At 59.7% G+C, this 21,873-nt stretch carries 28 protein-coding genes; 1 reads left to right on the top strand and 27 read right to left on the bottom strand.

Annotated elements, in window-relative coordinates:
* Positions 1-3 precede the first annotated feature (3 nt).
* The 8 genes from ACODRW_RS13305 to ACODRW_RS13270 form a co-directional block, all read right to left on the bottom strand.
* On the bottom strand, positions 4-4,050 hold the full coding sequence (locus ACODRW_RS13305; RefSeq protein WP_488905943.1) for a TipJ family phage tail tip protein: 4,047 nt from the start codon (positions 4,048-4,050) through the stop codon (positions 4-6).
* Positions 4,041-4,424: a hypothetical protein gene (locus ACODRW_RS13300; RefSeq protein ID WP_488905942.1), complete on the bottom strand. Its 384-nt coding sequence runs from the start codon at positions 4,422-4,424 to the stop codon at positions 4,041-4,043. Before ACODRW_RS13300 ends, ACODRW_RS13305 begins: the two co-directional genes overlap by 10 nt.
* A 9-nt stretch (positions 4,425-4,433) precedes the next feature.
* Complete coding sequence (locus ACODRW_RS13295; RefSeq protein WP_446024375.1) at positions 4,434-4,910, bottom strand: DUF1833 family protein; 477 nt, start codon at positions 4,908-4,910, stop codon at positions 4,434-4,436.
* A 254-nt stretch (positions 4,911-5,164) separates the two neighbouring features.
* Entirely contained in the window at positions 5,165-5,512 is a 348-nt protein-coding gene (locus tag ACODRW_RS13290; protein ID WP_488905941.1) for a hypothetical protein, read from the bottom strand.
* An 8-nt stretch (positions 5,513-5,520) separates the two neighbouring features.
* Complete coding sequence (locus ACODRW_RS13285) at positions 5,521-8,601, bottom strand: phage tail tape measure protein (protein ID WP_488905940.1); 3,081 nt, start codon at positions 8,599-8,601, stop codon at positions 5,521-5,523.
* A gap of 58 nt (positions 8,602-8,659) precedes the next feature.
* A complete protein-coding gene (locus tag ACODRW_RS13280) occupies positions 8,660-9,364 on the bottom strand; it encodes a phage antirepressor KilAC domain-containing protein (protein ID WP_488905939.1) in 705 nt (234 codons plus the stop codon).
* Position 9,365: 1 nt separating this feature from the next.
* Positions 9,366-9,611, bottom strand: coding sequence for a hypothetical protein (locus ACODRW_RS13275; protein WP_488905938.1), 246 nt, complete (start codon positions 9,609-9,611; stop codon positions 9,366-9,368).
* Positions 9,612-9,729: 118 nt separating this feature from the next.
* Positions 9,730-9,894 carry an Arc family DNA-binding protein gene (locus ACODRW_RS13270; protein ID WP_488905937.1) on the bottom strand — a complete coding sequence of 55 codons (165 nt, stop codon included), beginning with the start codon at positions 9,892-9,894 and terminating at the stop codon, positions 9,730-9,732.
* Positions 9,895-9,983: 89 nt separating this feature from the next.
* Between ACODRW_RS13270 and ACODRW_RS13265 the strand changes: the two genes are divergently transcribed.
* Positions 9,984-10,289: an Arc family DNA-binding protein gene (locus ACODRW_RS13265; protein ID WP_488905936.1), complete on the top strand. Its 306-nt coding sequence runs from the start codon at positions 9,984-9,986 to the stop codon at positions 10,287-10,289.
* Between the two features lie 440 nt (positions 10,290-10,729).
* Here ACODRW_RS13265 and ACODRW_RS13260 read toward each other — a convergent pair whose 3' ends face one another.
* The 19 genes from ACODRW_RS13260 to ACODRW_RS13170 all read right to left on the bottom strand — a co-directional run.
* Positions 10,730-10,996, bottom strand: coding sequence for a DUF1799 domain-containing protein (locus tag ACODRW_RS13260; protein ID WP_488905935.1), 267 nt, complete (start codon positions 10,994-10,996; stop codon positions 10,730-10,732).
* 47 nt (positions 10,997-11,043) lie between these two features.
* On the bottom strand, positions 11,044-11,355 hold the full coding sequence (locus ACODRW_RS13255) for a phage tail assembly chaperone (RefSeq protein ID WP_488905934.1): 312 nt from the start codon (positions 11,353-11,355) through the stop codon (positions 11,044-11,046).
* 13 nt (positions 11,356-11,368) lie between these two features.
* Positions 11,369-12,013 (bottom strand): phage tail protein, encoded by a 645-nt coding sequence (locus tag ACODRW_RS13250; protein ID WP_488905933.1) that lies wholly within the window; start codon positions 12,011-12,013, stop codon positions 11,369-11,371.
* 51 nt (positions 12,014-12,064) lie between these two features.
* Positions 12,065-12,499, bottom strand: a complete 435-nt coding sequence (locus tag ACODRW_RS13245; RefSeq protein ID WP_488905932.1) for a hypothetical protein — start codon at positions 12,497-12,499, stop codon at positions 12,065-12,067.
* A complete protein-coding gene (locus tag ACODRW_RS13240) occupies positions 12,499-12,849 on the bottom strand; it encodes a DUF3168 domain-containing protein (RefSeq protein ID WP_488905931.1) in 351 nt (116 codons plus the stop codon). Before ACODRW_RS13240 ends, ACODRW_RS13245 begins: the two co-directional genes overlap by 1 nt.
* Positions 12,850-12,851: 2 nt before the next feature.
* Positions 12,852-13,373, bottom strand: a complete 522-nt coding sequence (locus ACODRW_RS13235) for an HK97 gp10 family phage protein (RefSeq protein ID WP_488905930.1) — start codon at positions 13,371-13,373, stop codon at positions 12,852-12,854.
* 7 nt (positions 13,374-13,380) lie between these two features.
* Positions 13,381-13,692, bottom strand: a complete 312-nt coding sequence (locus ACODRW_RS13230; protein WP_488905929.1) for a phage head closure protein — start codon at positions 13,690-13,692, stop codon at positions 13,381-13,383.
* Between the two features lies 1 nt (position 13,693).
* Positions 13,694-14,038: a head-tail connector protein gene (locus tag ACODRW_RS13225; protein WP_488905928.1), complete on the bottom strand. Its 345-nt coding sequence runs from the start codon at positions 14,036-14,038 to the stop codon at positions 13,694-13,696.
* Positions 14,019-14,234: a hypothetical protein gene (locus tag ACODRW_RS13220; RefSeq protein WP_488905927.1), complete on the bottom strand. Its 216-nt coding sequence runs from the start codon at positions 14,232-14,234 to the stop codon at positions 14,019-14,021. The genes ACODRW_RS13225 and ACODRW_RS13220 overlap by 20 nt, the downstream gene beginning before the upstream one ends.
* A gap of 54 nt (positions 14,235-14,288) precedes the next feature.
* A complete protein-coding gene (locus ACODRW_RS13215) occupies positions 14,289-15,506 on the bottom strand; it encodes a phage major capsid protein (RefSeq protein ID WP_488905926.1) in 1,218 nt (405 codons plus the stop codon).
* Positions 15,507-15,508: 2 nt separating this feature from the next.
* The gene (locus ACODRW_RS13210) at positions 15,509-16,345 is read right to left on the bottom strand and encodes a head maturation protease, ClpP-related (protein ID WP_488905925.1); all 837 of its coding nucleotides are present in this window, start codon (positions 16,343-16,345) and stop codon (positions 15,509-15,511) included.
* Complete coding sequence (locus ACODRW_RS13205) at positions 16,323-17,579, bottom strand: phage portal protein (protein ID WP_488905924.1); 1,257 nt, start codon at positions 17,577-17,579, stop codon at positions 16,323-16,325. Before ACODRW_RS13205 ends, ACODRW_RS13210 begins: the two co-directional genes overlap by 23 nt.
* 11 nt (positions 17,580-17,590) lie before the next feature.
* Positions 17,591-19,264, bottom strand: coding sequence for a terminase large subunit (locus ACODRW_RS13200; protein WP_488905923.1), 1,674 nt, complete (start codon positions 19,262-19,264; stop codon positions 17,591-17,593).
* Positions 19,257-19,766, bottom strand: coding sequence for an HNH endonuclease (locus ACODRW_RS13195; protein ID WP_488905922.1), 510 nt, complete (start codon positions 19,764-19,766; stop codon positions 19,257-19,259). The genes ACODRW_RS13200 and ACODRW_RS13195 overlap by 8 nt, the downstream gene beginning before the upstream one ends.
* A gap of 82 nt (positions 19,767-19,848) precedes the next feature.
* Positions 19,849-20,292, bottom strand: a complete 444-nt coding sequence (locus ACODRW_RS13190) for a terminase small subunit (protein ID WP_486636661.1) — start codon at positions 20,290-20,292, stop codon at positions 19,849-19,851.
* Positions 20,293-20,451: 159 nt separating this feature from the next.
* Positions 20,452-20,694 (bottom strand): hypothetical protein, encoded by a 243-nt coding sequence (locus tag ACODRW_RS13185; protein ID WP_488905921.1) that lies wholly within the window; start codon positions 20,692-20,694, stop codon positions 20,452-20,454.
* Positions 20,691-21,023, bottom strand: a complete 333-nt coding sequence (locus ACODRW_RS13180; RefSeq protein WP_488905920.1) for an HNH endonuclease — start codon at positions 21,021-21,023, stop codon at positions 20,691-20,693. The genes ACODRW_RS13185 and ACODRW_RS13180 overlap by 4 nt, the downstream gene beginning before the upstream one ends.
* Complete coding sequence (locus ACODRW_RS13175; protein WP_488905919.1) at positions 21,023-21,157, bottom strand: hypothetical protein; 135 nt, start codon at positions 21,155-21,157, stop codon at positions 21,023-21,025. Before ACODRW_RS13175 ends, ACODRW_RS13180 begins: the two co-directional genes overlap by 1 nt.
* 347 nt (positions 21,158-21,504) lie before the next feature.
* On the bottom strand, positions 21,505-21,873 hold a 369-nt coding region (locus tag ACODRW_RS13170), incomplete at its 5' end, for a hypothetical protein (RefSeq protein ID WP_488905918.1).

The raw sequence follows: 21,873 nt of genomic DNA, 5'->3' as shown, positions 1-21,873 counted from the left end.
TCCTTATCTCCGAAACAGCACGGCGCCGTAGCGCATCTGACCGTTTGCGCTATATCCACCTGGGCCCGATATAGAAACCGACACCGTTTCTCCTGCCGCAACATCAAGCACAAGTACGCCGCTGGATCCGCCGATGGGCGTTGATCGATTCCGTGCCTGCAATGTGACATTGGCAAACGGCGCATCGCCAAATGCCAGCAACGTGCCGCGGTCCGAACAGTAGAACGGAAATGAAAAGTTGAAGGGGTATAGCCATCCGCTTTGCGTCACCGTCCGGGTGTCGTTTTTGCTGACCGCCTCGCCTTTGATCTGCAGCGTGTCGACCATCAGGTTGCGAATGAAAGTCGCATCCATCCCATTGGCGTCAACGACGACGACGCCGTCAGGCCGCTTCACAGTCAGGCCGCGAGTGTCGATCTGGCCGGCCTGAAGCAGCCCTTTGATGAAGGCGGCGCCCATGCCCGTCATATCGACGACCACATTGCCGGCGGTGTCGCGTATCGTCAGCCCACGGGTGTTGATATTCGCCGCATCAACAGAGTCATCCACCAGCACTCGCCGGCCGATCAGAGAGCCATCCGCGACAAGATCACCTGCCAGGCCCAGCGCAGGCGTGCCATTGATCGTTGACAGCACAAACACCGTGCGCGATCCAGAGCCGTCCGGCAGTGAGACAACAAACCGATCGGCCAGGATGTCGACGGCGCTGCCGGAAGCGTCGGCGCGTAAGCCAATGCCGGACACTTTGCCGGAGGCATTCAGCTTGATGATCTTTTCAGCCATCACGCCGTCTACCGTCCTTCCGATCTCCTGCAGGCTGGCGGTATGGCTGCCGACCGTGGTTTGCATCGTTCCTACCCGTTCAGACAGCGCAGAGACGGCCGTTGCCCTGGCGGTGGACTCTTCGATGATGCCCGCAGCGTTTTCATCCACCCGGGCCGCCAGCAGCAGACGCTCACTCGCCTCTTGCCGAAGGCTGTCGCCCAGCGTGTTGAGTTGCCGCTTAGCGAACGCGTAGTGGTTTCCCTGGGTGCTGCGGATCTCGTCTGCCGTCAGCATCTGCTGCATCTGGGCTTGAATCAGCGAATTGACGCTGCCCTGAACGCCAACCGCTTGCTCAATTGGCGTGCGCAGCGACTCCTGTAGTTGGGCCGAGGTGATGCTGTTCTTCAACTGGTCCAGCAACACGGATGGATCGCGGATCACGGTGGCTTGCGCTGTGGTGGCGGCGCCGACATTCCCCCAGGTGTCGATGATGCGCAGTTGGTATTGCACGGTGACGCCGGCCATCAGCCCGAGATGGGTGTAAACCGCTGCGGGGTAGGCGACGTCGGCCAGCTTGACCCACACCTGTCCATCGGTGCTGGCGAACAGTTGCGCGCCACGCAGGTCTGACCGAGCGGGGTAAGACCAGCGCAGCGTGATCTGCATCATCTCGCCGATCGCAGTGAACGCGGCAGCTGTGGCCGGCGGCATCGTGTGCCCCTGGATCTTCAACGAGGCGACCGCTGGCGCAGACATCGAGCCATCGGCGAAAACCGCCACCACCGACACATCCAGATCCTGCGGGTCCGCATCCCAACTGAACGAAGTGTCCGGCACCACCTGAGCCGCCCATGCTCCGCCGGCGCGGCGGTACTTCAATTGGTAGTTCACCGCACCGCGAAGTGATGGCCATGCCGCGGTCACCACGGCAACGCGCCGGCCATCACCGGTCACTCGGCTGGACTCCGACAGCCGCAGGAAGCCCAGCGCAGGCGGTAAGGTTGGAGCGGGGCCGTTGTTGCTGAAGCTGCCGCTTTCGGCCGCGTAGTACTCCGGGCGATCGTCGATGGCGGTGAACTTCACGCCCTCGGCGCTGGGCTTCACATCCACGATCTTGACGCGCCGGCCCGGCTGCGTTGCGGCGTCGTAGAACCACATCCAGTCGTATGGCACCGCATCCGGGGACTCATCAGGCACCGGCAGCGGGCCGCCAGCGTCCGACGCGGGGATCAGATCGCGCAGTTGCAAGGTGTCGCTGCTGCCTGATCCCACCTTGACTCGATAGGTGCCATAGCGGCCATCTGGGAAGCGAATGCCCACCCAGCCGCTGACGCCCAGCGGAACGGAGCGATCCAAGCGCAGTTGCCCGCGGTCGCCGGCCAGCAGCCGGCCAGAGTGCGACCAGTTGGCAAGGTCATGGCTCAGCAGGACCACGTCGCCGCGGGTCGCAACCAAGCCCTCGAAATCGGTCTCCCAGCTCACACGCCGACGGTGATAGAGCTGAGAGGCGGCGATCAGATTGGCCTCCCTGCCGGCCATGCTGGTATCGCAGCAGCCGATGAAGTCCAGCGTCACCGGATTGGTTGGTGTGCTGACACCAGGAACGGCGACGCGCACCTGGTCAATTTCGTAGCCTTTGTCCTTGTTCGAAAAATTGACAATGACCTCGTCGGCCACCTTCTCGTTGACGTACTCGATCCTGAACGACCCTGCGCGGATGTTGGCCGGGCCAAATACCGCGACTGCTGGCAGGTTGGCCGCATCCCAGATCACGCCGAGCTTGCCGGATTGCCAGGTGTAGCGACCGCGGCCGCAGCGCGCAATCAGGCCCAGCACTTCGGCGATGCTGTATTGACGGTCCAGCACCAGGCCGACGCTCAACTGCTTGGTATCGCACCACGCCGCCCACACCTTGATGGCCTCGATATCGATGCGGCTATCCGGCAGGCCCGCGCCGTACATCCGGCGGCCCTGGCCGTCAAATGCGCCGCGTGCGAACCACAGATACCACCATGCAGGATTGATCGTCGGCTGGGTCGTCCAAGTTGAGCCGGTCCATACCGGGCAACTGGCCATCGCCATCGCCGACAGCTCGTCCACCGCGCCGTTGAGCTGGCTGCTGGCTTTTATCTTGAGGCCGACACGGCGCTGACCGGAATAGCTGGTCGTGTCCTTGCGGTATGCGCGCAGGCCGGCCAGGGCGAACTCGTTGCGTTCACGGCTGGACATCACGTCGCCGCTGGTTTTACGGACCCGGACTTCGTACTGTGAAACCGGCAATTCCTGCATCAAGGTGCGGCGTACCGGCGTGATGCTGTTGCTCCCAACATCGTATTTGCCGTAAGGGTCGCTGCCATACGGCTGCCAGGCGCCATCCGGCAAGCGGCGGTACTGAATCTCAGCGTTGACACTCCGCCATTCCATGTCGCCAGCGTCGTTGGCGTAATAGCCGACGCCTTGCAGATCCATGCCGATGCCGATGGTCTCGCGCGCAAGCTGACGAACCACCCAGCCGTCGCTGGCCTTGATCTCGCGGCCAGTGTCGCTGCTGACATTGCCGAACGCCGCCGGCAGCTGTCCATCTGCGGCAGCATGGAACAGCTCGACGCCCTGGTAATTGCCAATCGGCGTATCGCCAATGCGGAAGTCTGACAATTGCAGATCGGGTTGCAGCCCGAAGTGATAGGCCTGGTACAGGAACTGGTCCTGGCCAGAGAACTCGGTAAACGGGTTGCCGCCGGCGTCTGGCACGAAACGGCGCTGGCCGATCACCAGCGGCATCGGCGCGAAGGTTCGGGCGCGGTTGCGAGCGCCGGACAGCGCGTAATTGTTGCTGGCGGAGTAATCGCGACCACTCACACCGCCTAAATCGGGCATGGGCGGCGGCAGCAGGGCGTTGATCAGCATCGAACCGCCGAGCATGACCAAGGCGGTGCCCAGTGTGGCCGACATGCCAATCTGGGTGGCCAGCATCAAACCGACCTGCGGGGCCATCATCACCAGCGCGATCATGGCGACCGAGCGGAGAATCTTGCCGCCGCCACCGCCGGCCACCACCGCGCGGACTTCGATAAAATCACCGCCTCTCAGACGGTAGCGGCGCCAGTCGGCCAGCGGCCGGCCGTTGACCTGTACAGCCAGCGGGGCGCGGTCCACTTCAATATGCAGCCGGCGCAGGTAGCCGCCCAGGGTCTCATTGCGGCGGAAGGCTTCGTAGATCACCTGCCTGCCATTGGTGGTCAGCGGGTGCGGAAGATGCACCAGTTTCGGTTTGGTCACAGCCATTCGTAGAACCCTTCAACTTGATAGCCTTGCCGCGGCATGTCGCGCAGCCGCTGGCGCACCACAAACCCGGCGGATTCGTCGGCGTGCAGTACCCACCACTCGCCGGCCAAGTGGCACATCACACCGATGTGCTGAGCGCGGCCGCGAGCAATCAGCAGCACCGGTTGAGCATCCGCCGGCGTATCGACTCGCCGTGCGAACGCGCCCTGGTGCTGCTGGATAAGCGCATTGCGCCCAAATGGCCCGGGCCGCCGCTCGCCAGGGAGCTGGACATCAAGGCCAAGCACTTCACGCGCGACCGTGCCGGCGAGTACGGCGCAGTCGGCCGTGTCGGCGACATAGTCCTGGCCGACATAGCGATCAGACCAATGCATGGGAAAACCTCAGAACAGGGCGGGGGCGGTTTCCGGCCGGTAATAGACGGTGACGGCGGGCTGGTTGAGCAGGTCGGTGAAGCAGAGCTTGCCACTAACGGTGGACTGGTCCATCGCCAGGCCTGTCAAGTCCATGGTGATGTCGAATTCGATCAGGTCTGGCGTGGCGCGCATGACCTGCATGATCCGGCAGGTGGCGCCGGCGCCGCCACCGCTTTGCTCCAGCCACTGAGTCAACTCGCGACCGATGTTGTCGATTTCAAGCTGGGCTTCGGGCAACTGATTGTCGGAGTCGTCCGGCAGCGTGATGTTGAACGCGCAGGCGATGAACTCGTTGCCGGCCACCACGATGTTCTGCATGTCGTTGACCACGCGCACCGGCACAGCCAGCAACGGGTGCCGAATCTCCAGCAGGACCAACATGATGTCGTCAGCGCTGGTGGCATTGAGTTGCTCGCGCGCGTGTTGGGAGTAGGGGCGGGCCATACGGACTCCAGAAATGAAAAAGCCCCGCAGGAGCGGGGCTACGTTTTATGGCCTGTGAAGCCACGCGTGCAAACAGCTCAACATGAGCAGCACGACAGAAGTGATACAAGTGCCTGGACTTACGTAGTCAATAATCAGAGCAAAAAAACTCAGCCGAACAAGACAATTTTCCATGATGGTCAATACCATTGATGATTAAAAGACCATCAAATTGTCGAGGGCGCCGGATTTTGATTCCTCCTGCGGGTTTTGGACTACCCAATCGTCTCCACGGCGGCCGTCGCCGTCCACGCCTCCGGCCCGCTCGGCCGAAATGACAGCGGCTCGGTGAAGCGCGCCCGGGCGGTCTTGCCGAACAAGCTCAGCGTGAACCAGTCGACGCCGCCGCGCAGCGTCTCCCGGTGCCAGGCGTCGAAGGCGTCGCGGTTGGCCGCGCCGTCGATCAGCAGCGTCATGCTGCGAGTCACGATCGGCAGCGACCACCGCGCGCGCTGCTTCGGAATGCCACCATCCATCGGCGAGCGCTGCACGCCGAAGTCGGCTTTCTCGTTGTAGCCCTCCATGTCAATCATCACGTAGTCGGGCAGGGCGGTGATGGGCATAGCTCTCCTTATCTGCCGCCGCGGCGCAGGCCGTAGGCGGCTTCCATGGTGGACGACACCGGGCCGCCGCGGCGCACGTCGGTGACGAGCATATCGATGATGACCTTGCCGAACTGATCGATACGCGGCTGCCCTTGCTGCTGGGCCTGCAGCGGCTGGCTGCTCTGGTTGATCACGTTGACCTGGACATCCACCGACGGCGCCGCGCCGGCATTGCCAGCAGTGCGCACCCCCAGCCGGCCGGCCGCGTCGCGGGTCAGAGGCATGATCGCCTCGGGCCCAGCTTCACCCATCACCCCCAGCCCGCCTGCGTGGGAAAACGCCGTAGGCTTGCTGACGATGCTGTTGGTGAATGCGCCGCCGTTGGCGAACATCTGCACGCCGCGCAGCCAGGCGCCGCCGGATGACTGCATGACGGTTCCTGCCTCAATGGGGGCCGCGGGGCCGCTGCGCTCGAAAACCCCGGACAACAAGCCCGGCAGCATGCCAGCCAACGGACCGGTAACGCTTTGCCGGATCTGGATGCGGATCATGTCCTCGATGATGCTGTTGGCCAGATCCTTGAAGCTGGCCTTGCCGGTCATCACGAACTTGGCCAGCGCATCCTCCATGCCACCCATGCCACGGGTCCACGCCGCGCCAACCTCATCAGCGATGTTGATGGCGTTGTCGGCGTAGTCTTCCAGGGCGCGGCGCGAGCTGACCACCCAGTTGCTGCCCATGGCGAGCCGGTCATTCACCGCCTGAACCGCGGCTTCCACCTTCTTGGCGCCCTCCATTTGCAACAGGCGCTTCTCGCCTTCCAGGTCATCAACAATCTTGGATCGGACCGCCTTGGCGCCAGGCGTGGATGCGGCCGCCTCATCGGCGCGCGCCTGGTTGAGCTTGATTTGCAGGTCCAGCAGTTGGCGTTTGGTTTCCTTCTCCGCTTCCCATGCTGCCTGCGACTTCTCGCGCTGGACCATGTTCATGGTCAGGAATTCCAGTTGCTTGCGCACATCCTCGCTTTGCAGCTCCTGCTCGCCGGCGCGGCGCTGGTCCGCTTCGTCCAGGGCTTTCTGGACGCTGATCTGCTCCATCAGTGCCTTGGTCAGTTCCTGGCGATATCCCAGCTCGTCGGCCAGGCTGGCGCGCAAGCGCAGATTGGCCTTGGCCGCGTCCGTGATCGCCACGCCTTCTTGCTGGCGAAACTTCAGCGCCAGCTTCGCGCCTTCGGTCATTTTTTCGTATGCGGCGCCGTTTTGCCGCATCGCCGCGGCAATCTGGTTTTCAGCCTCGATCCGAGCGCGCAGGTCAGCAACATCACGGTCTTCGGCCTTGCCGAATGCCGATGATTTCCTTTGATGCGGATCTTTAAACTTCTCTTCAATAGCAGCACGCGCAGCTTTATATTCCGCAAGAGCCCTTTGGGCATTCTTACCATGTGCAAGTAACATCCCTTCGGAAAGCAAGCTCAAATCGTTAATTTGATCTGTTCCGAATTTTTCGGTATTGCCTTTTCCGAAGTAGCTCGCGTTGAGCTTTTTGAAGGCGCTTAGTCGTTTTTCTGACTTCGACATTTGAGATTCGATCAAGCGCTGATATTCAATTGAATCCTCTGATGCCTCAGCTTCAGCTTGTTTTAACCTGTTCTTCCTTGCCTGTGTAGTGATTTGTGTTGCAAGCTCATCCCTTTCTTTTATCTGTGCTTGCAGCTGTCTTTGCAGTGTTTCTCGTGCTGCTGGGGTAAGCATATTACTGCTTAGCGACTTGAGGGTGTTCTGTACAGACTTGTCAGCTTCCGAGAATAGGTTTTCTATTGGAGGGGCTATACCAATGGCCGCAGAAGCAATACGCTTCATTGCTTCCCCTACATCGTCAATTACATATCCCCAGCCTCGCCATATCTTCACAAGCAATACGAGATTCTCGCTATCGCTTGTGGCAAATTGACGGTGCAATTTGTCGGAGACAACACGAATGGCCTCTTGCTTGTCTCCACTTTCTTCTAGTGTCTTTATGTATTCGTACTCTGAAGCCGTAATAAAATGCATGGACTTATTATGCTCAGCGGCCCAATCTGCAACCCCATCCGCCATCTTTGAGAAGTCTTTTGCAACAGATTCGGCTTTCTCTCCTGACACTTCAGCGTATGCTAGTGCGGCCGCTGATATCGCCTTGAGCGAATCTCCGCCGACCCGGCCGGTTCTTGCTATAGCATCAAGCATTTCTCGTGATGCTTGAGTGCTCGCATTCGCAGACATCTTTATCGCGTTAGCAAAGGCTTCAATTTCACCCCTGCTAAGACCAAGTGAGCCTCCGGTCAGTTTGACCGTGTCTTTGAATCTGCTCACATTCTCGTTGCCGAGATATGCGGCGTAACCAACCGCAGCAAATGCGGCAGCAGTAACAGTGAGCGGTGTAACAAGGCCGAGAACATAAGTGGCCATTGCCTTTGCGGCCGGCCCGACACCGCCAAACATATCTTTGATTTGGCCGCCTTGCTGTATGAAAACAAGCATCGGGTTTTGCCCGCCTGCGAGCGAAGTGGCGATATCTGTGAATTGCGCCGGCAGCATGCGCATTGCGTTCGACATTTCACCCGCGGTCAATCCAACGCGGACTTGGCGCGCCGATACAGCTTCTAACTGTTTTAGGTAGGGCTCCAACGCCCCCACATCAACGCCGCGCTGGCCGGCGAGAACCCGGAAATACTCCGCGCTATTGCGGTCGCCAACGCGCATCGTGACCATGGTGCGCTGGATCGAGCTGATCATGTTGCGGGTTGCAGCATCCAGCTTGCGTGCGGCCTCGTTGCCGGCGTCGCCGATTTTCTCAAGCGATCCGCTGACCGCATCCGCCGGCGCCGCGCTCTCACGCAGGCTGGCCAGGGTTTTCTTAACGCGCTGTCCGGATTGCTCGGTCTTGCCCGCCGCCTTTTCCGCGCCCTGGCCGATCTTGTCGATGCCGGCGCCGGCTTCCGTGCCGGCCTTGGCAGCGGTTTGCCCGAGTCCGGCAACAGCCGCGTCAACTTTTGCGATTGCGGCGGTGACGCCTTCTTCACGGACTTCGAGCTCAATGACGCCGCGGCCGATTTGTTCGTTGGACATTTGGACTCCAGGCAATAAAAAACCCGCCGTAGGGCGGGTTGAGTAGATAACAGGCGATTTAGTGCATCGTTCGAACATTCTCAGCAAGTTTGGCCAGCCCCTTGGGCGTCACCAGCACCTGCTCAACCACTTTTTCACTACCATCGCCGCGGCTGACGGTAGTGACTTTGTGCTCCAGCACACCGGCCTGAATTTTGTCTTGGTAGGCGGTCCATGATGCGCTACCGGGGCGCTTGTAAATCCAGCGGTGCTGATTGAGGTAGGTGAACAAGTCCTTCGGTCGCAGTTGCAAGGCCTTGGCAGCATTAGTGATGCATGATGCGCCTTCGGCTTCCGCGATGCGCTCCAGGGCTTGGACCTTGGGCGCCATGGACTCCACTTTGCTTTCCAGTGACAAAACCTTCTCACTGTAGGTCAGCAGCAGGCCGCGCATTGCCGCCGGATCATTCAGCACCTGGATCGGGTCGGGATGTTGCGCTTTCTGCTCCAACTCCATCCAGCGCTTGATGATGCGGTTGCGCAGTACTACGTTGTAGCCGGCGACGAGAGTCATCGACAGTTCTTTGTCGAGATTGAAGCACGGCAGGGCGCGGCCGGTACTGTCTTGGTAGCTGCCCCCAAATTTGGGGTCAGTGATTTTCAGGTCGCTGAGCATGTTGCGGATGTCGCGCATAACATGGTCGTGGCGCTTATCGCATAGATCCGCGATCTCCCGGCTGCTCATGGTCAGCGGCTGGCCGGCGCTCATTGTCATCAGTTCCATGTCACACCCCCAAGGCGATGGATTCTGCTTCCTCGCGGAAGATGTCGGCCTCGTTGTGCAAGTCGCCAGCGACAGCTCTTCCAAGCGATGCCAGTTTAGTGATCGTATCGTCTTGCGACAGCCTAGCAATAGCAGCCAGAATTCCGGAGAGGCTATCCGCGTGAATCATGGTGATGTCGGCGGCGTCCATGCTACGGGCTGCCATGGTCTTGACTTGACTTTTTTGGGTTTTTGCGCTAGTTTCCATAGCGAATTCTCCTTGAATTACCCGATTCAGAAATTCTCTAGATGCCCCGGTTGCCGCCGGGGCATTTTCGTTTGTAATGCAATCTTGCCAGAGCGGGCCACCAGCCTCCAAGTGACCGTCAGGATGATTCTTCAATTTTCTCCTCCTGTTTTCTGCTGGCTTCAAGACGCGCGATTACTTCGCTTGTCAAGCTCCTGCGGTTATCAACGGCCTTATGCTGCAGCCAGACCTTAAGGTCTTCTGGCAACCTCATGCTCGTTGGCTGTGGAACGATGGCTTTCATCTACGAGGGCCCTTTTTGGTAAAGCACAGTGCTATAGTAGTACCGTGCTTCATTGCGGTCAAGCACCGTGCTGCATTAATATTTGGCTTATGGCACGCACAGACCCACAAGTGAACATCAGGATGCCGGAAGCCCTGAAGGGAAACCTTCAGGAGTCCGCTATAGAGAATGGCCGGTCTCTCAATGCAGAGATTGTTCACCGGCTTGAGATGTCTTTTTTGAGAGAGACGGCTGCGTCCGAAGGAGCCGTAGTAGCTACTATCCCTGCGCTGATCGATGAAGCCAACGGCGAGCTTTTGATTCGGGAGATTGCTGATCGTATCGTCGAGCGAGTCTTCAGCGAAGATGAGATGGAACGGTTCCAAGCACTACAGAATAAGAAGAAACCAAAGTGAAAAGCCGCCCATGGGCGGCTTTTTGACATTCCTGATAATCAGATGTTGCTACCACAATGCCTGCACTTTATAGCTTCTTGTTTCACTAGCTCTGCGCAAAATGGACACTTTTTTGAGCTGCCTTCAGCTAAGTACTGTGCCTCTACTCTGGCCTCGTTTGGCTTAAGCAGTAGCGAGTGGACGAATGCAACAATGAAAAGGGCGACCCCGTAACTCCACCACGACACGAAGTCATGCCCCTTATTCTCTGCAATTTTTGCGGGGATGATAGCTAATAGCAGAAAAGCTATGAATACCAGCGAGGCAAACGCAGGGTTTGGAGACACGCCGGCCGCAACAAGTAAAGCGAACATGGTTGCGATGGCGGATGCTAGATATTTCATACACAAAATAGCCCTTTGTTTTCGCGTAACTATGCTATCACCATGACTGCTTTTGGGCTAGGCACCTGTCTCCGCCATCACCCGCAACGCCTCAAGCTCCATCACCTGGACGTCCTCTTCCAGTTCCTCCGCCTCGACGTCGTCCAGCTTGAGGCGGCCGATCATCCGATACAGCACGTTGTAATCCAATCCGACCGCACCACCGAAGCCAACCCGCCATTGCGTGCGCATTCGAGCAAACAGAGTGACGGCCTGCCAATTATCTGGCCATACCTCCACGTCCTGCTCGTTCATATCCTCTGGCCGGAGCCCGAATGATGCCAATTTTGCTGCATCAGGCGCCGGCTCATAGAGCGCGCGCGCGGCGGCCTTTAGTTTCCCTCCCGAACTCCAACGAGCTCTTGCAGGTAAGCCCCCCAGATCGCCGACCAAGCGCCATGATGGTTTTCCAGCAACTGCACCAGGTTGGCCCGGTTGAACTCGTCGTCCAGATCCCAGCCGGCGGCGCAGGATTCGATCAGGTCGATATCACTGGTCTGCTCCAGCTTCTCGATGCGCTTGCGCAGCTCGGACTTGGTGCAGTGCTTGAAGGTAAGCACCACTTCCGCGGTACCGCCACCCGGTACGGGGATGGCGACGGTGGCGGGAAAGGTCGGCGCGGCGGCCAGGGTCAGTTTTGCCATGGTGGCCTCCAGATCAGTAGCGGGTCGGGCGACCAATCAGCGAGAAGCTGACCTTCACCGACATGATGTTGCCTTGGGACAGCTCGGGGGTGTCGTTGAACGACACGTAGCCGTTGTAGAGCAGCACGCCACCGTTGGGCAGGGTCAGCAGCATTGCCGTGGGCTTGCGGCTGTCGGACGCTGCGCGCAGTACGGCGTAGCAGGGCAGGGTCGGGTCATCGGCCAGCTTGATGGCGATGGACATGGCCGAGCGGCCGCTGGGAATCTGCTGCTCTTCGTCCGATTCCAGGAACTTGTAGTTTGCGTAGGTGGTTTCGCCGCCGTTGGTGTTGAATTCCAGCACCTGCGGCATGGGCACCCAGCCGGAGACGGCGCGGGCACTGCCAACACCCAGTCCAGCCGGATAGGTTTTCGTGTCGGTGGTATCCATGGTGTCCAGCTTGAACTTGTCAGCGGCCGGCGCCGGACCAACGCGGACGATGCGGCCATTCAGCCGTTGCCAGCCGCTGGTCAGCTCGATGATGTCGGCGGCGGCAAAGCCATGGCCGACGGCGCTGGCCTCGCCCGGGTTGGCGTTGGTGATGGCGGTGATGGTCTTGGCCGCGCCGTAAGCGCTGGCGATCTGCAGGGTGCTCCCGCTGGGCAGGGTAACAGCCATGTCGGTCCTCTCTTCGTAAAAAGTAAGGCCCGCGCAGGGCGGGCCAGTGGGTTAAGCGATTTCGATCGGTGGCGCGGTCAGCACCAGGGTGAAGCGCCGGGCAAGCAGTGCATCCGGCGACCTTCCGCCGATGGCGCGCGAGGTGACCAGCGCGGTGAACCAAAATCCTCCGGCGGGTTGGGCCAAGCGGAAAGCGGCGGGCCCGCGTTGGCCAAAGGCCTGCATCAGTTGTGCCTGGCCGACGTCGTCCACCTGCAGCAGATCAATGTCCTGTTGGATGGCGCTGGGCCAGGTCTTGGCGACATGCGGGTAACTGCGGTTTGCCAGGTTGGTGACGCTGGTCTGCCACTGCTCTGCCATGTCGCCAACCGTGCGCACGCCGCGAACTCGGGTAAACCCCAGCGCGGCAAAGCCGGCGGCGTCCGTCGTGACCGGCAGCGCCAGCGAGATGGCCAGCTCGGTGCCGGCTGCCAGCGTCGGCTGCATTACGGGTCTCCTGAAAAGTGGAAGTCCTGACGGCTGCCGCGGTAGCCGACAGCCGGGTCGTACAGCACCACCGCGCCGCCGGCAATCAGCCCGAACAACGGTCCTGCCACCAGCAGACGCTGGGCGGCGCGCTGGAGCTCAGCGGCTTGCAGCCGGGACTCCGACCAGATGGTGATTTGCACACGAGGCATGACACAGCTGCCAATGCCTTCCAGGAACTGCACCGGCTGGCCCCCGACTTGCTGGTAGAGGATGTAGGGCGGCGCAGTGCCTGGCGGAGCGGTATCCGGGAACACGTTGCTGGCAACCAGCGGCCCCAGGGTGTTGAACAATTGTTCTTCCAGCGGCACGGCTATCCCTCCTGCAGTTTCTGGCGCATGCGGTCACGGGCGGCATCCAGCGCGGCGCCGATCTTGGCGTCGTAGGCCGGGCGCAGATAGGGTTCGGCCGGCACCCAAACCGGATGAGCCAGCCGCTCCTTGGTCGGCACCCATTCGCCACTTTTCAGTTGCACCAAGCGGTTGACGCGCCAGTGGCCATATTCGATCAGGTGCCAATGCTTGGCGGTGCGCTTGTTGACGCCGATGGCGTAGATCTGCCGTTTCTCGTCTGAGCGCTGTTTGACGTAGGTCCGGTAAATGGACTGCTTCAGCCGGCCGGACTGCTCGGGCACGTTGGCATGGATTTCGTCATACAGCACGCGCGCGCCGGCGGCCGCGCCAGACAGCATGGCATCGCTCAGCTTGGCCGCCAGCTCACTCAAGCCGGCGGTGATGTCCGAGTGATCGAAGCCAATGCCGACGCTGCCGCGGTCGAATAGCTGCGCCGATGTGCTGTGGCCGCGGCCGCTTCCGCTTCCTCTCCGTCTTCCCATGGCCGTCTCACTTGATTGCTTTAACAGCGAGGTCCAGATACTCGCCGCGCTGATCCGGCAGCACCGCTGATATTTCGTAGATCACGCCGGCGTGGCGCACCCGCATGCTGGCGGTGACCGGCCGGCGCCGGATGCGGATGCTGGCCACCGTTTCCTGCTGCTGACGATCTGCGCTGATGTACTCGCGGCCGTTCATGAAACGGACGTTTGCCCAGATGGGCGGCAGATCCTGCCAGGTGTTGGTCGGCTGGCCGGCGCGGTCGCGACCGTGGACCAACTGCTGAAGGATGACGCGTTTGTCGAGTTGGCCCGCTCTCATTTCAGACCCCTTGGATAATGCGATACGGACGAAGCAAGTCGCGAGAGCCGCGAGGCATCTCAATGGCCGATACACCGACGATCACGTCTTCACGGTTCATGAAGAGATGGCCGAGCGTCAGCAAAATGGCCGCCTGTATGGCGAAGTTGACCACCATCGGGTTGGCACCCGCGGTACCCGCAGCCACCGCGGCATCCAGTTCTTGCTTGTTCGGGTAGACCGACCGATTGAGGTAGGCCATCGACGCTTCTTCGGCCGCCCCCAGGTAGATCGCTATCAGGTCGGCCTCTTCATCCGAGTCAACCCGGCAATGTCGCCGGGCGGTATCAGGATTGACCAGCGGCATCGGTCGATTCTTCCGTTCCAGCCGGCGGAGGGGTCTGCGCTTCTTTGGCGGCGGACTTTTTACCGCCTTCCGCCAGAACGCCAGCTTCTTTCGCCGCCAGTTCCAGCTCCGGCGGGCATTCGTCGCCGGCTTCAAACGTAGAGGGGTAGATATCCTGGTCCTTCACGCCGATGAACGGCTTAGCAAACTTGGGCATGGTTTTCTCCATGAAGTAGGGCGGCCGAAGCCGCCCAGATAAACTTGGCGCCGTTCAGACGGCCACTTGCAACGCGCGCAGCGGCTCGGGGTTCAGCAGGCCGCCACCCACACGTTTGGTGGTGTAGAAGCTCACGAACGGCTTGTTGGTGAGGTTGTCGCGCAGCACGCGGACACCGATGCGATCGAGGATCAGGTAACCCTGCTTGAAGTCCCCGAACAAGATCGGCAGCGAGTTGGCTGCGACATCCGGCATGTCGGGCACCTCGGTAATGGCGTAGCCACCGAGGGTTGCCGGCTGACCGGCAACATAGGAAGGCTGCCACAGGTAGTTGCCTTGACCATCTTTCAGTTTGCGAACGTTGGACTGCGTTTTGCGGTTCATGGTGAACGCCGCATTGGCAGCAAATGCGCTGGGCAAGTCGTAAATCAGGCTGATGATGCTGTCGGCGGTGATCGCCGCGGCCGCGCCGCTGTTTACCTTGGCGATGGGGCCAAAGGGGTGCTTGTTGGCATTGGCGTTGCCGGCAACATAGGTCAGCAGGCCGAACGGCTTGTTCACGCCATCGCCGGACAGGAAGGCGAGGTTTTCTTGCTTGGCGAATTCGTCCTGCACTTCACCAGCCAGCCAGGATTCCAGATCAATCTCGGCATCGTCCAGGATTTGCTGGGTGGCGGACGGGTTGGCGTAGATCTCGCCAGTGGCGTAGGAGAGCTGCTTCCACTGCCCCTGGCCCGTCGCCGGACGGGCTTCGGATTCACCCACCCAGCCACTGGAAGGAGCGCCCACACTGAACAGCTTGGTGAAGCCATTACCGGAAATGCTTTGCACCGCGCACAAGGACCGCATCGGCGAAATCAGCTTCAGCTTGCTGGTGATGGTGCGATCCCACTCCGTCGGGGTGAGGAAGCCGCCATCCGGGTCGGAGCCCTTGTTCAGCGAGGCCTGAACGTCGCCTTTCTTCATGTGGGCCATGAAGGCGGTGGAATACTCCTGATCGCGGATGCCTGCTTGCGGGCCGCCGACGCCGGCCGCCATTTTGACATGGAGGTCTTCCACTTCTTTTTGCAGGCGATCAACTTCGGCATTGATGCGTTCAACAACGCCGGCCTGGTCGCCCGTGGGGAGGCCTTTACGGATATCCTCAAGCTGGCGGGTGTGCTCGGCTTTGAAGTCGGAGAAGGTCTTTTGCAGAGAGTCGACGACGGCTTTAACGTCTGGGGCGCTTTCGGCGCGAACGGCCAGCAGGCCGCGAGGGATAGGTTTGTTCATGTTCACGCTTTCAAGGAGAGGATCAGTTTTTGCAGCAGTGCTGCATCTTCGGCGCCAGCGCACGGCGTGGCAGGTGCGGCAGCGCTCGGCGTGCCAGAGAACAGCGATTTGAAAACTTCCCGGCGGCCTGAGCGGGTATAACCGGCCCTGGCCATGGCGGCTTCCACGATAGCCATCGCCTTCTGGTTGCTGGCGGAGGCCTGCGTCTGGGACACCGTGGACGCGGGCAGCAGGCCCGTTGCAAAGCCGCGGGATATCGCCGCTTCAGCAGTGATCCAGGTTTCCTTATCCATCATTGCAGCGGCTTCGGTCTCTTCGATGCCCGTTCGCTGGGCATAGACCTTGGCCATCGCGGCATCAAAAACGGCCAGCCGATTGGAGGACTCGATGAAGTCATGTCGATTGCCGACAGCCACAGCCCATGCGTTGTGAATCATGATGTGCGTGCTGTCGCCCATCAGGATGTCATCTCCGGCCATGGCAATCACCGATGCCGCCGAGGCGGCTACTCCCAGGACGCGGACGGTGATCTTCGCCTGGTGCTCCCTGAGTTGGTTGTAGATGGCCACTCCCTCAAAGAAGTCGCCGCCGGGCGAGTTGATGTTCACCATCACGTCGCGCTGGCCTATGGCCCGGAGCGCGGCGCCAATGCGGTTGGCGGTGACGCCGGAGCCGTCGTCAGTCTGGCCAATGCGACCATAGATGGAGATGGAGGCTTCTCCCTTGTCGGAAGCCTCAATGCTCGGATCCCAGCGCTCCATCGCGTCAGGACGCATGTCGAACTGGATGTTGCCGAGGCTAATGTCAGCGCTGATTTCAGGCAGCTTGATCAGGCTCATTTGGCTTGTCCTTTTGGGTCATCGGGTTGCGCAGTTGGTCGGCGCTGGAGTCTGGCGAGCGCGGCATTTCGGATAGCCCGCGCACCTCGTTTTGCGACATCCATGGCGCGTGGCCGCCGGCGCCAAGCGCCTTGGTGAAAAAGTCCGCCTGGTCTTTCAGCGTGCCGCGGAGCAGGGCGCGCTCATTGAACTTGAAGTAGAGCTTGTCCAATTCCTTGTCGGTTAGGAAAACTCGCGCAAGCGCCTGCTCCCAGGCGACGAACCATGGCGCCAAGGTGTACTGCACGAAGAAAATCGCCAGTTGCTCGACACCGCTGCCCCAGCTTGTGTCATCCATCATCAGCAGCGGTCTTGGCACGCCATACAGCCGCGCGACTTCTTCGATTTGGTGGTTCCTGTTCTCTATCTGCTGGGCTTCAGCTGCAGTACTGGAGAAGCGGTTTGCTTTGGCGTTTTCTTCCAGCACCATCCAATTGCCTGCGTTTTCTGCGCCGCCGTAGTTGTCGGTCAGCGATTCCTTGATTCGCTTGTAGGCATTGTCGGAGAGCGCATTCGGCACCTCGATGGCGCCGGTGGCCATCACCCCGGTCTTGAACACCCGGCCGGCGGCTTTTTCCGCGCTGATCGCGAGTTGGATTGCCTCGGCTGCCAGCTTGGATCGAGATAAGCCCTTAATGCCATCCAGCGAGAGGTCGCGCAGGTGAAAGACCTCCTTGGCAGGCAGCGTCAGCTTATTGCCGTTGTTCAGAGTGGTTTCGTAAACCATCCGCCATTCATCGGTCAGCTTGGGCTCGGTCCGCAACGGGTTAAGCGGGATCATTCGAATCGGCCTATCACCGGCCCAGATGATTCTGGCGTAGCCATTGCCATGCAGCAGGGCGTGGAGCTGCAGCAGCGACTTCAGCTCTATCGGCGTCATCCAGTCATTGGGCTTGCGCTTAATCAGTCGATGCGCGGCGTGAGCCTCTACCACCGTTTTTGCGTCGCCATACTCCAGCAAATTGACCGGCAACATGCCGATCCCATTGGAGATCAGGGAAACGCAGCGAAGGACAGCCATATTTCGCAGGCTGCTGGCACCCTGCAGGTTCATCGAGCTCAAGCCGTTGCGGAGAAACTCCAGCAGCGCAGGGTCATCCAGCCCGGTGAAGGTGATGCCTGTGCCGGCTTCCGCGCGTGGCTGGGCGGCGGCGGTCGCCTTAGCGCCGCCAAGTATTTTGTCTAGCCATTTCATTGGAGGAAGCCTCAGAGAAATCGAATACCGCGCGCCTCATACACGGATGCGCCTCGCGCCGCCGGGTTGAGGGCCATCAACTGCACAGAATTGAATAGCGCCATCAAGGGGTCGATCTTCGCCGTGCCGCTGGCTTGCTTGGTAATCAGGATGGCATTGCCGCGGGGCTCGGCGCGGGCATTGCCAACACACCAGGACATCATGCGCGAGCCGTCGTGAACCAAAACCCCCTCAGCGAGCTTGCGCTCTGCGGTTTTGATTGCGCCCCCCAGCTTCCAGCCTTGGCTGATGCCGATGATCTTTTCCTTGTCGATGCCAGTAGATTCAAGAGCGTCCAACACGCCGCCAATGCCTCCAGGGTCAATGCCAACCATGTCCAGCAACCCCGCCTCATCCACCTGGGAAACATAAGAGGCCATCTCATCGACGTCTTCACCAATCCGCTTAACCAAGGTCAAGCTGCCATCGCGAGCGAAGTCCTGCAAAGCTGAGGCGATTTCTTTGCGGCGCTCCAGCACTGACGGGTGAGCCCAGGCGTGCATCCATGCCAACCACTCACCAGTTGAGCGATCTCTGCCGGTTAAGGACAAACCCAAAAGATCGTCTAGGCCGCCGCCATCGATGCCGGCCGTGATCACCTCGCTTCGCGCGATAATCTCCTCAAGCGTTAGCCCGGAGCGGGCTTGCTGCAGCCAAAAGTCAGCGCCGGCCCAGCGGTCCATCCGCAGCGCCAGGCCGATTTCAACGTTGGCGTGTTTTGCAAGAAAGCCTCGGAGTGATCCCTCGCCACTTGCCTGTGCCTTGGTAAACTCGCGCCGTAAGAACTCCTCGTCGACGGAGTACCCAAGATTGGGGTTTACCATCGCGATGTTTTCGACTTTCAAGTGCTCATTAGCCGCAACCATGTCGGGCGGGTGCTCGAAAATTATGGGAACGAAACGGTTATCCTCGATCTTCCCGTCACGCACATCGCGCGCATATTGAAGCTTCTGCCGGAACACGCCGGCCGGTGGATCTGCGGACTGGGTTGTCAGATAGATGACAAAGCCCTCCGGCCGCGATGCTAAACCACCGGTTGCCTCTCGAAACATCTGCTCAGCAGACGCTTGGGAGCCGAACAGGTGAAGCTCATCAATGAGCGTACCTACACTCTTTTTCCCACCGACGGTGTTTTCGTCGGCGGCGACCACTTTCAATGTCGCACCCGTCGTTCGATGCGTGATCGTCTTAATATGTGTCTGCACATGGAAGAGGTCGTCGAGTTCCTCCTCGTGCTTCACGATGTCCCGGCTCGGTGCAAAGCTGTTGTTCGCAACTTCGATTGTTGGTGCGAGAATCGCGTACTCGGCAGACATCCTCCAGTTCAGGATCATGGCCGTCATCATGATTCCCGCGGCCAAGCTAGATTTCGAGTTCTTTTTCGGGATACAGACAAACCATTCAGTGATAAGGCGGCGCCCGCTCTCCGGGTCATACGCACCGAATACGGACGCAACGAGATCGAACACCCACTGCGCACCAGCCTCGCCAAAGGTTGGCGAACCTGGTGCGTCTACGATCTTCAACTGCTTAAAGATGCCGAGGGCTTGCTCAGCCTGGTCAGGGAATATCGGTGGCGGAATGATCGACTCTCCGCGCTTGATCCGTTCCCCCCAGTCTGGGCATGCAGTCGTCCATTCAGGCATCTCGTAACACCGGTTGGAATGTGTGAAGAGTGGCCTTGGCGCGCGCATACGCATCCGCGGCTGCTGCAATCGTATCGAATAGGCCTAGATGGAACTTCTTCCTGTCCTTCCAGATATAGGCGCACCACCTACCCGTCTTACGATGAAGCGAAACCCCTGTATGTCCACTCGTGTTTGTCTTGCGCAGGCCGAAGTTCTGGCAGTTCTCCGCTAGAGTTCCAATGCGTAGATTTTCGATCGCGTTATTCGATGGATTTCCATCTTTATGGTCGATCGTCTTTGTAGGCCATTCGCCTTTGCAAAGCAGCCACGCCAGGTGGTGCTCATAAACAAGAACTCCATCGATAGATATCCGCCTGTATCCGCCACCACGATTGGTTCCAGCACGTCGTCCGGCAATCGCGCGGTTGCTCTGCGTCTTGATCCACGTGAAAATTCCAGTTACCGGGTCATACTTGACTACTTCCCGGATTCGATCAGCGGTTAGATCTGCCTTGGCCATGAGAGCCTCGATTAAGTCTGAATGGACAGAAGCCCGGTAAGCGCGTCTACGCTTCCGGGCTTCACCTTGTTGTGGATCCGATTCATTTGCCGCTAACGAGCTTCAATGGAGGTGCCAATGCGCCAAACTTGTTTGCAGCGCGCTTTGCAGCCTCGTCCTTCTCGTCCTTCTTGCCACCTTCGCCCAGCTTCTTATGCGTGAACGGCAGCATCGCCTTGGCCGCATCGATGCGCAGTCGCGGCTCCAGTTCTGGGTCGTTCATGGCCGCTTTAAGGAAAACCAGCGGATCGCTGTGCTGCAGAGCCTTACCAAGGTCGAACGATGGGGCGGACGGAGGTGGCGAGCCGTTTTCTACCGCTTTGCGGTGTTTCGCGAGGTATTCGACGACATCAGGGTCTTTAACAAGGCGCGACCCTGCCGCCGACGCCGTTTTTTCGCTGTATCCCGCAGCGATTGCCGCGTCCTTATTGGATTTGCCGGCTAACACGGCATCCGCGAACGCCCGTTTGCGTGGTGTTAAAGCCATTAACAAAATCCGTAGAAGGGGGAAATAATCTGCGCGTGGGAATACAGCCGGTCTAGGGTTCATGCCCCCCAGGGTTTTGACCCCCCCTGCCGGCGGCAGGGTCCGAGCTGATGCTTGGAACAGGGCCGCGCAGGCCCATAGACAGCCACAGCTGAATGATTACGCTCCAGTTGAGTCGCGGTGATCCTCGATGATCTCGACAACAACGCGCGGCTTGCTGGTGCCAAGGCTGCCTTCTTGATGGGTCGTTGAGTAGATACGCACAACAAGGTTTTGGGCAGTTGGATCAAGGCCAACGCTCTCGGCGACAGCTTTCAGCGCCAGAGCATGCAGATCGGCTTCGTCAACGTTGGCAGTGTGCACGGTTCTGTTCTGGTAGTTGCTGTGGGGCTTGATGCTCATCTCGCTCGCTCCTGCTTCTGCTTCTCGCTGCTATGGCAGGGCGTGCACAGCGCCTGCCAGTTGGTCTTATCCCAGAACTTAGCCTGGTCGCCTTGGTGAGGTTCGATGTGGTCAACCACCGTTGCCGGCTCCACCATCCCACGCGCTTGGCACATCACGCACAGCGGGTGACTGCGCAGGTATCCCTCCCGCGCCTTCTGCCAGCGGTATCCATACCCGCGTTGCGAACTGGTCATCTCGCTGGTGCGCCAGCTGCCGGCTTGCATCGTTTGCACCCGGGCGGTGTTCAGCGAGCCGATTCGGTTGCCCAGGGTCTTTAGCTTGGGCATTAGTCGCTGACCAGTATGCGCTTGGCCTCGAGCCAGTTCTCCGCATCACAGCGTTCCAGCTCAACAAAGCCGCTATGGATGTGATCATCAATCAGGCGGCGCTTGCCGTCGGTTTGCAGATACCAGGTGCGCATGGCACATACCTCTTTAATGGAAGATGCCATCCGGCTAGTATTGGACGGTGTAATTCTTGAAGGGAATATGGATGGCTGACTTGTTCAAGCTGCTTCTGCGAATCTCCGCGGCAGCAGCCGTTATGCTTCTGGTTGTCTTGCTGTACAAGTGGGAAGACATTTCACAATCGCTCGACAGGAAATATGACTGCGCAAGCCGAGGCTACTTTCCAGAAGAATGCCCACCGGCCGAGAGCAATGTCCCAGAGCGGGGGTCTCGATGATGTAGGCTGAATGGCGCCTGAAACGCAAAAAGCCCGAACTCTGGACGTAGTTCGGGCTGCTGCAAATATAGTAGTTTTGTACCATCAGGCTGTCAAGCGTTCGGAGTACAGTAGGTGCTTCAGGGCTATGGAGTGAGGCTCTTCTAGAGCGCTGTAAGCCTTATGCATCAAGACTTCCAGCAATTGCACAACTTGTCTCTCGTATCGATTCGCGGTCTTAAAATTTATTTTGTGTCTGTCTCCAACCTCGCGGCAGCCCGGCCCTTCACCGGTTGCCCATTTGCGAATAAGGTCGAGGTCCGTCTTGAAGCCGAAGCGGCAGGGCGTGTGCGTTGTCAGGTAGACCATCTCGGTTTCGCGCTGAACGTGGAGAGCCCACAGCACGGCGCGCTGGTCCAGCGGCAGCCGGTTGATCTTGGCCATCACCATCGCGCTTTGCGCCTTCAGGTCGCA

The organism is Chromobacterium sp. FG89 (assembly GCF_057808735.1).
This window is presented reverse-complemented; position numbering and strand designations above follow the sequence as displayed.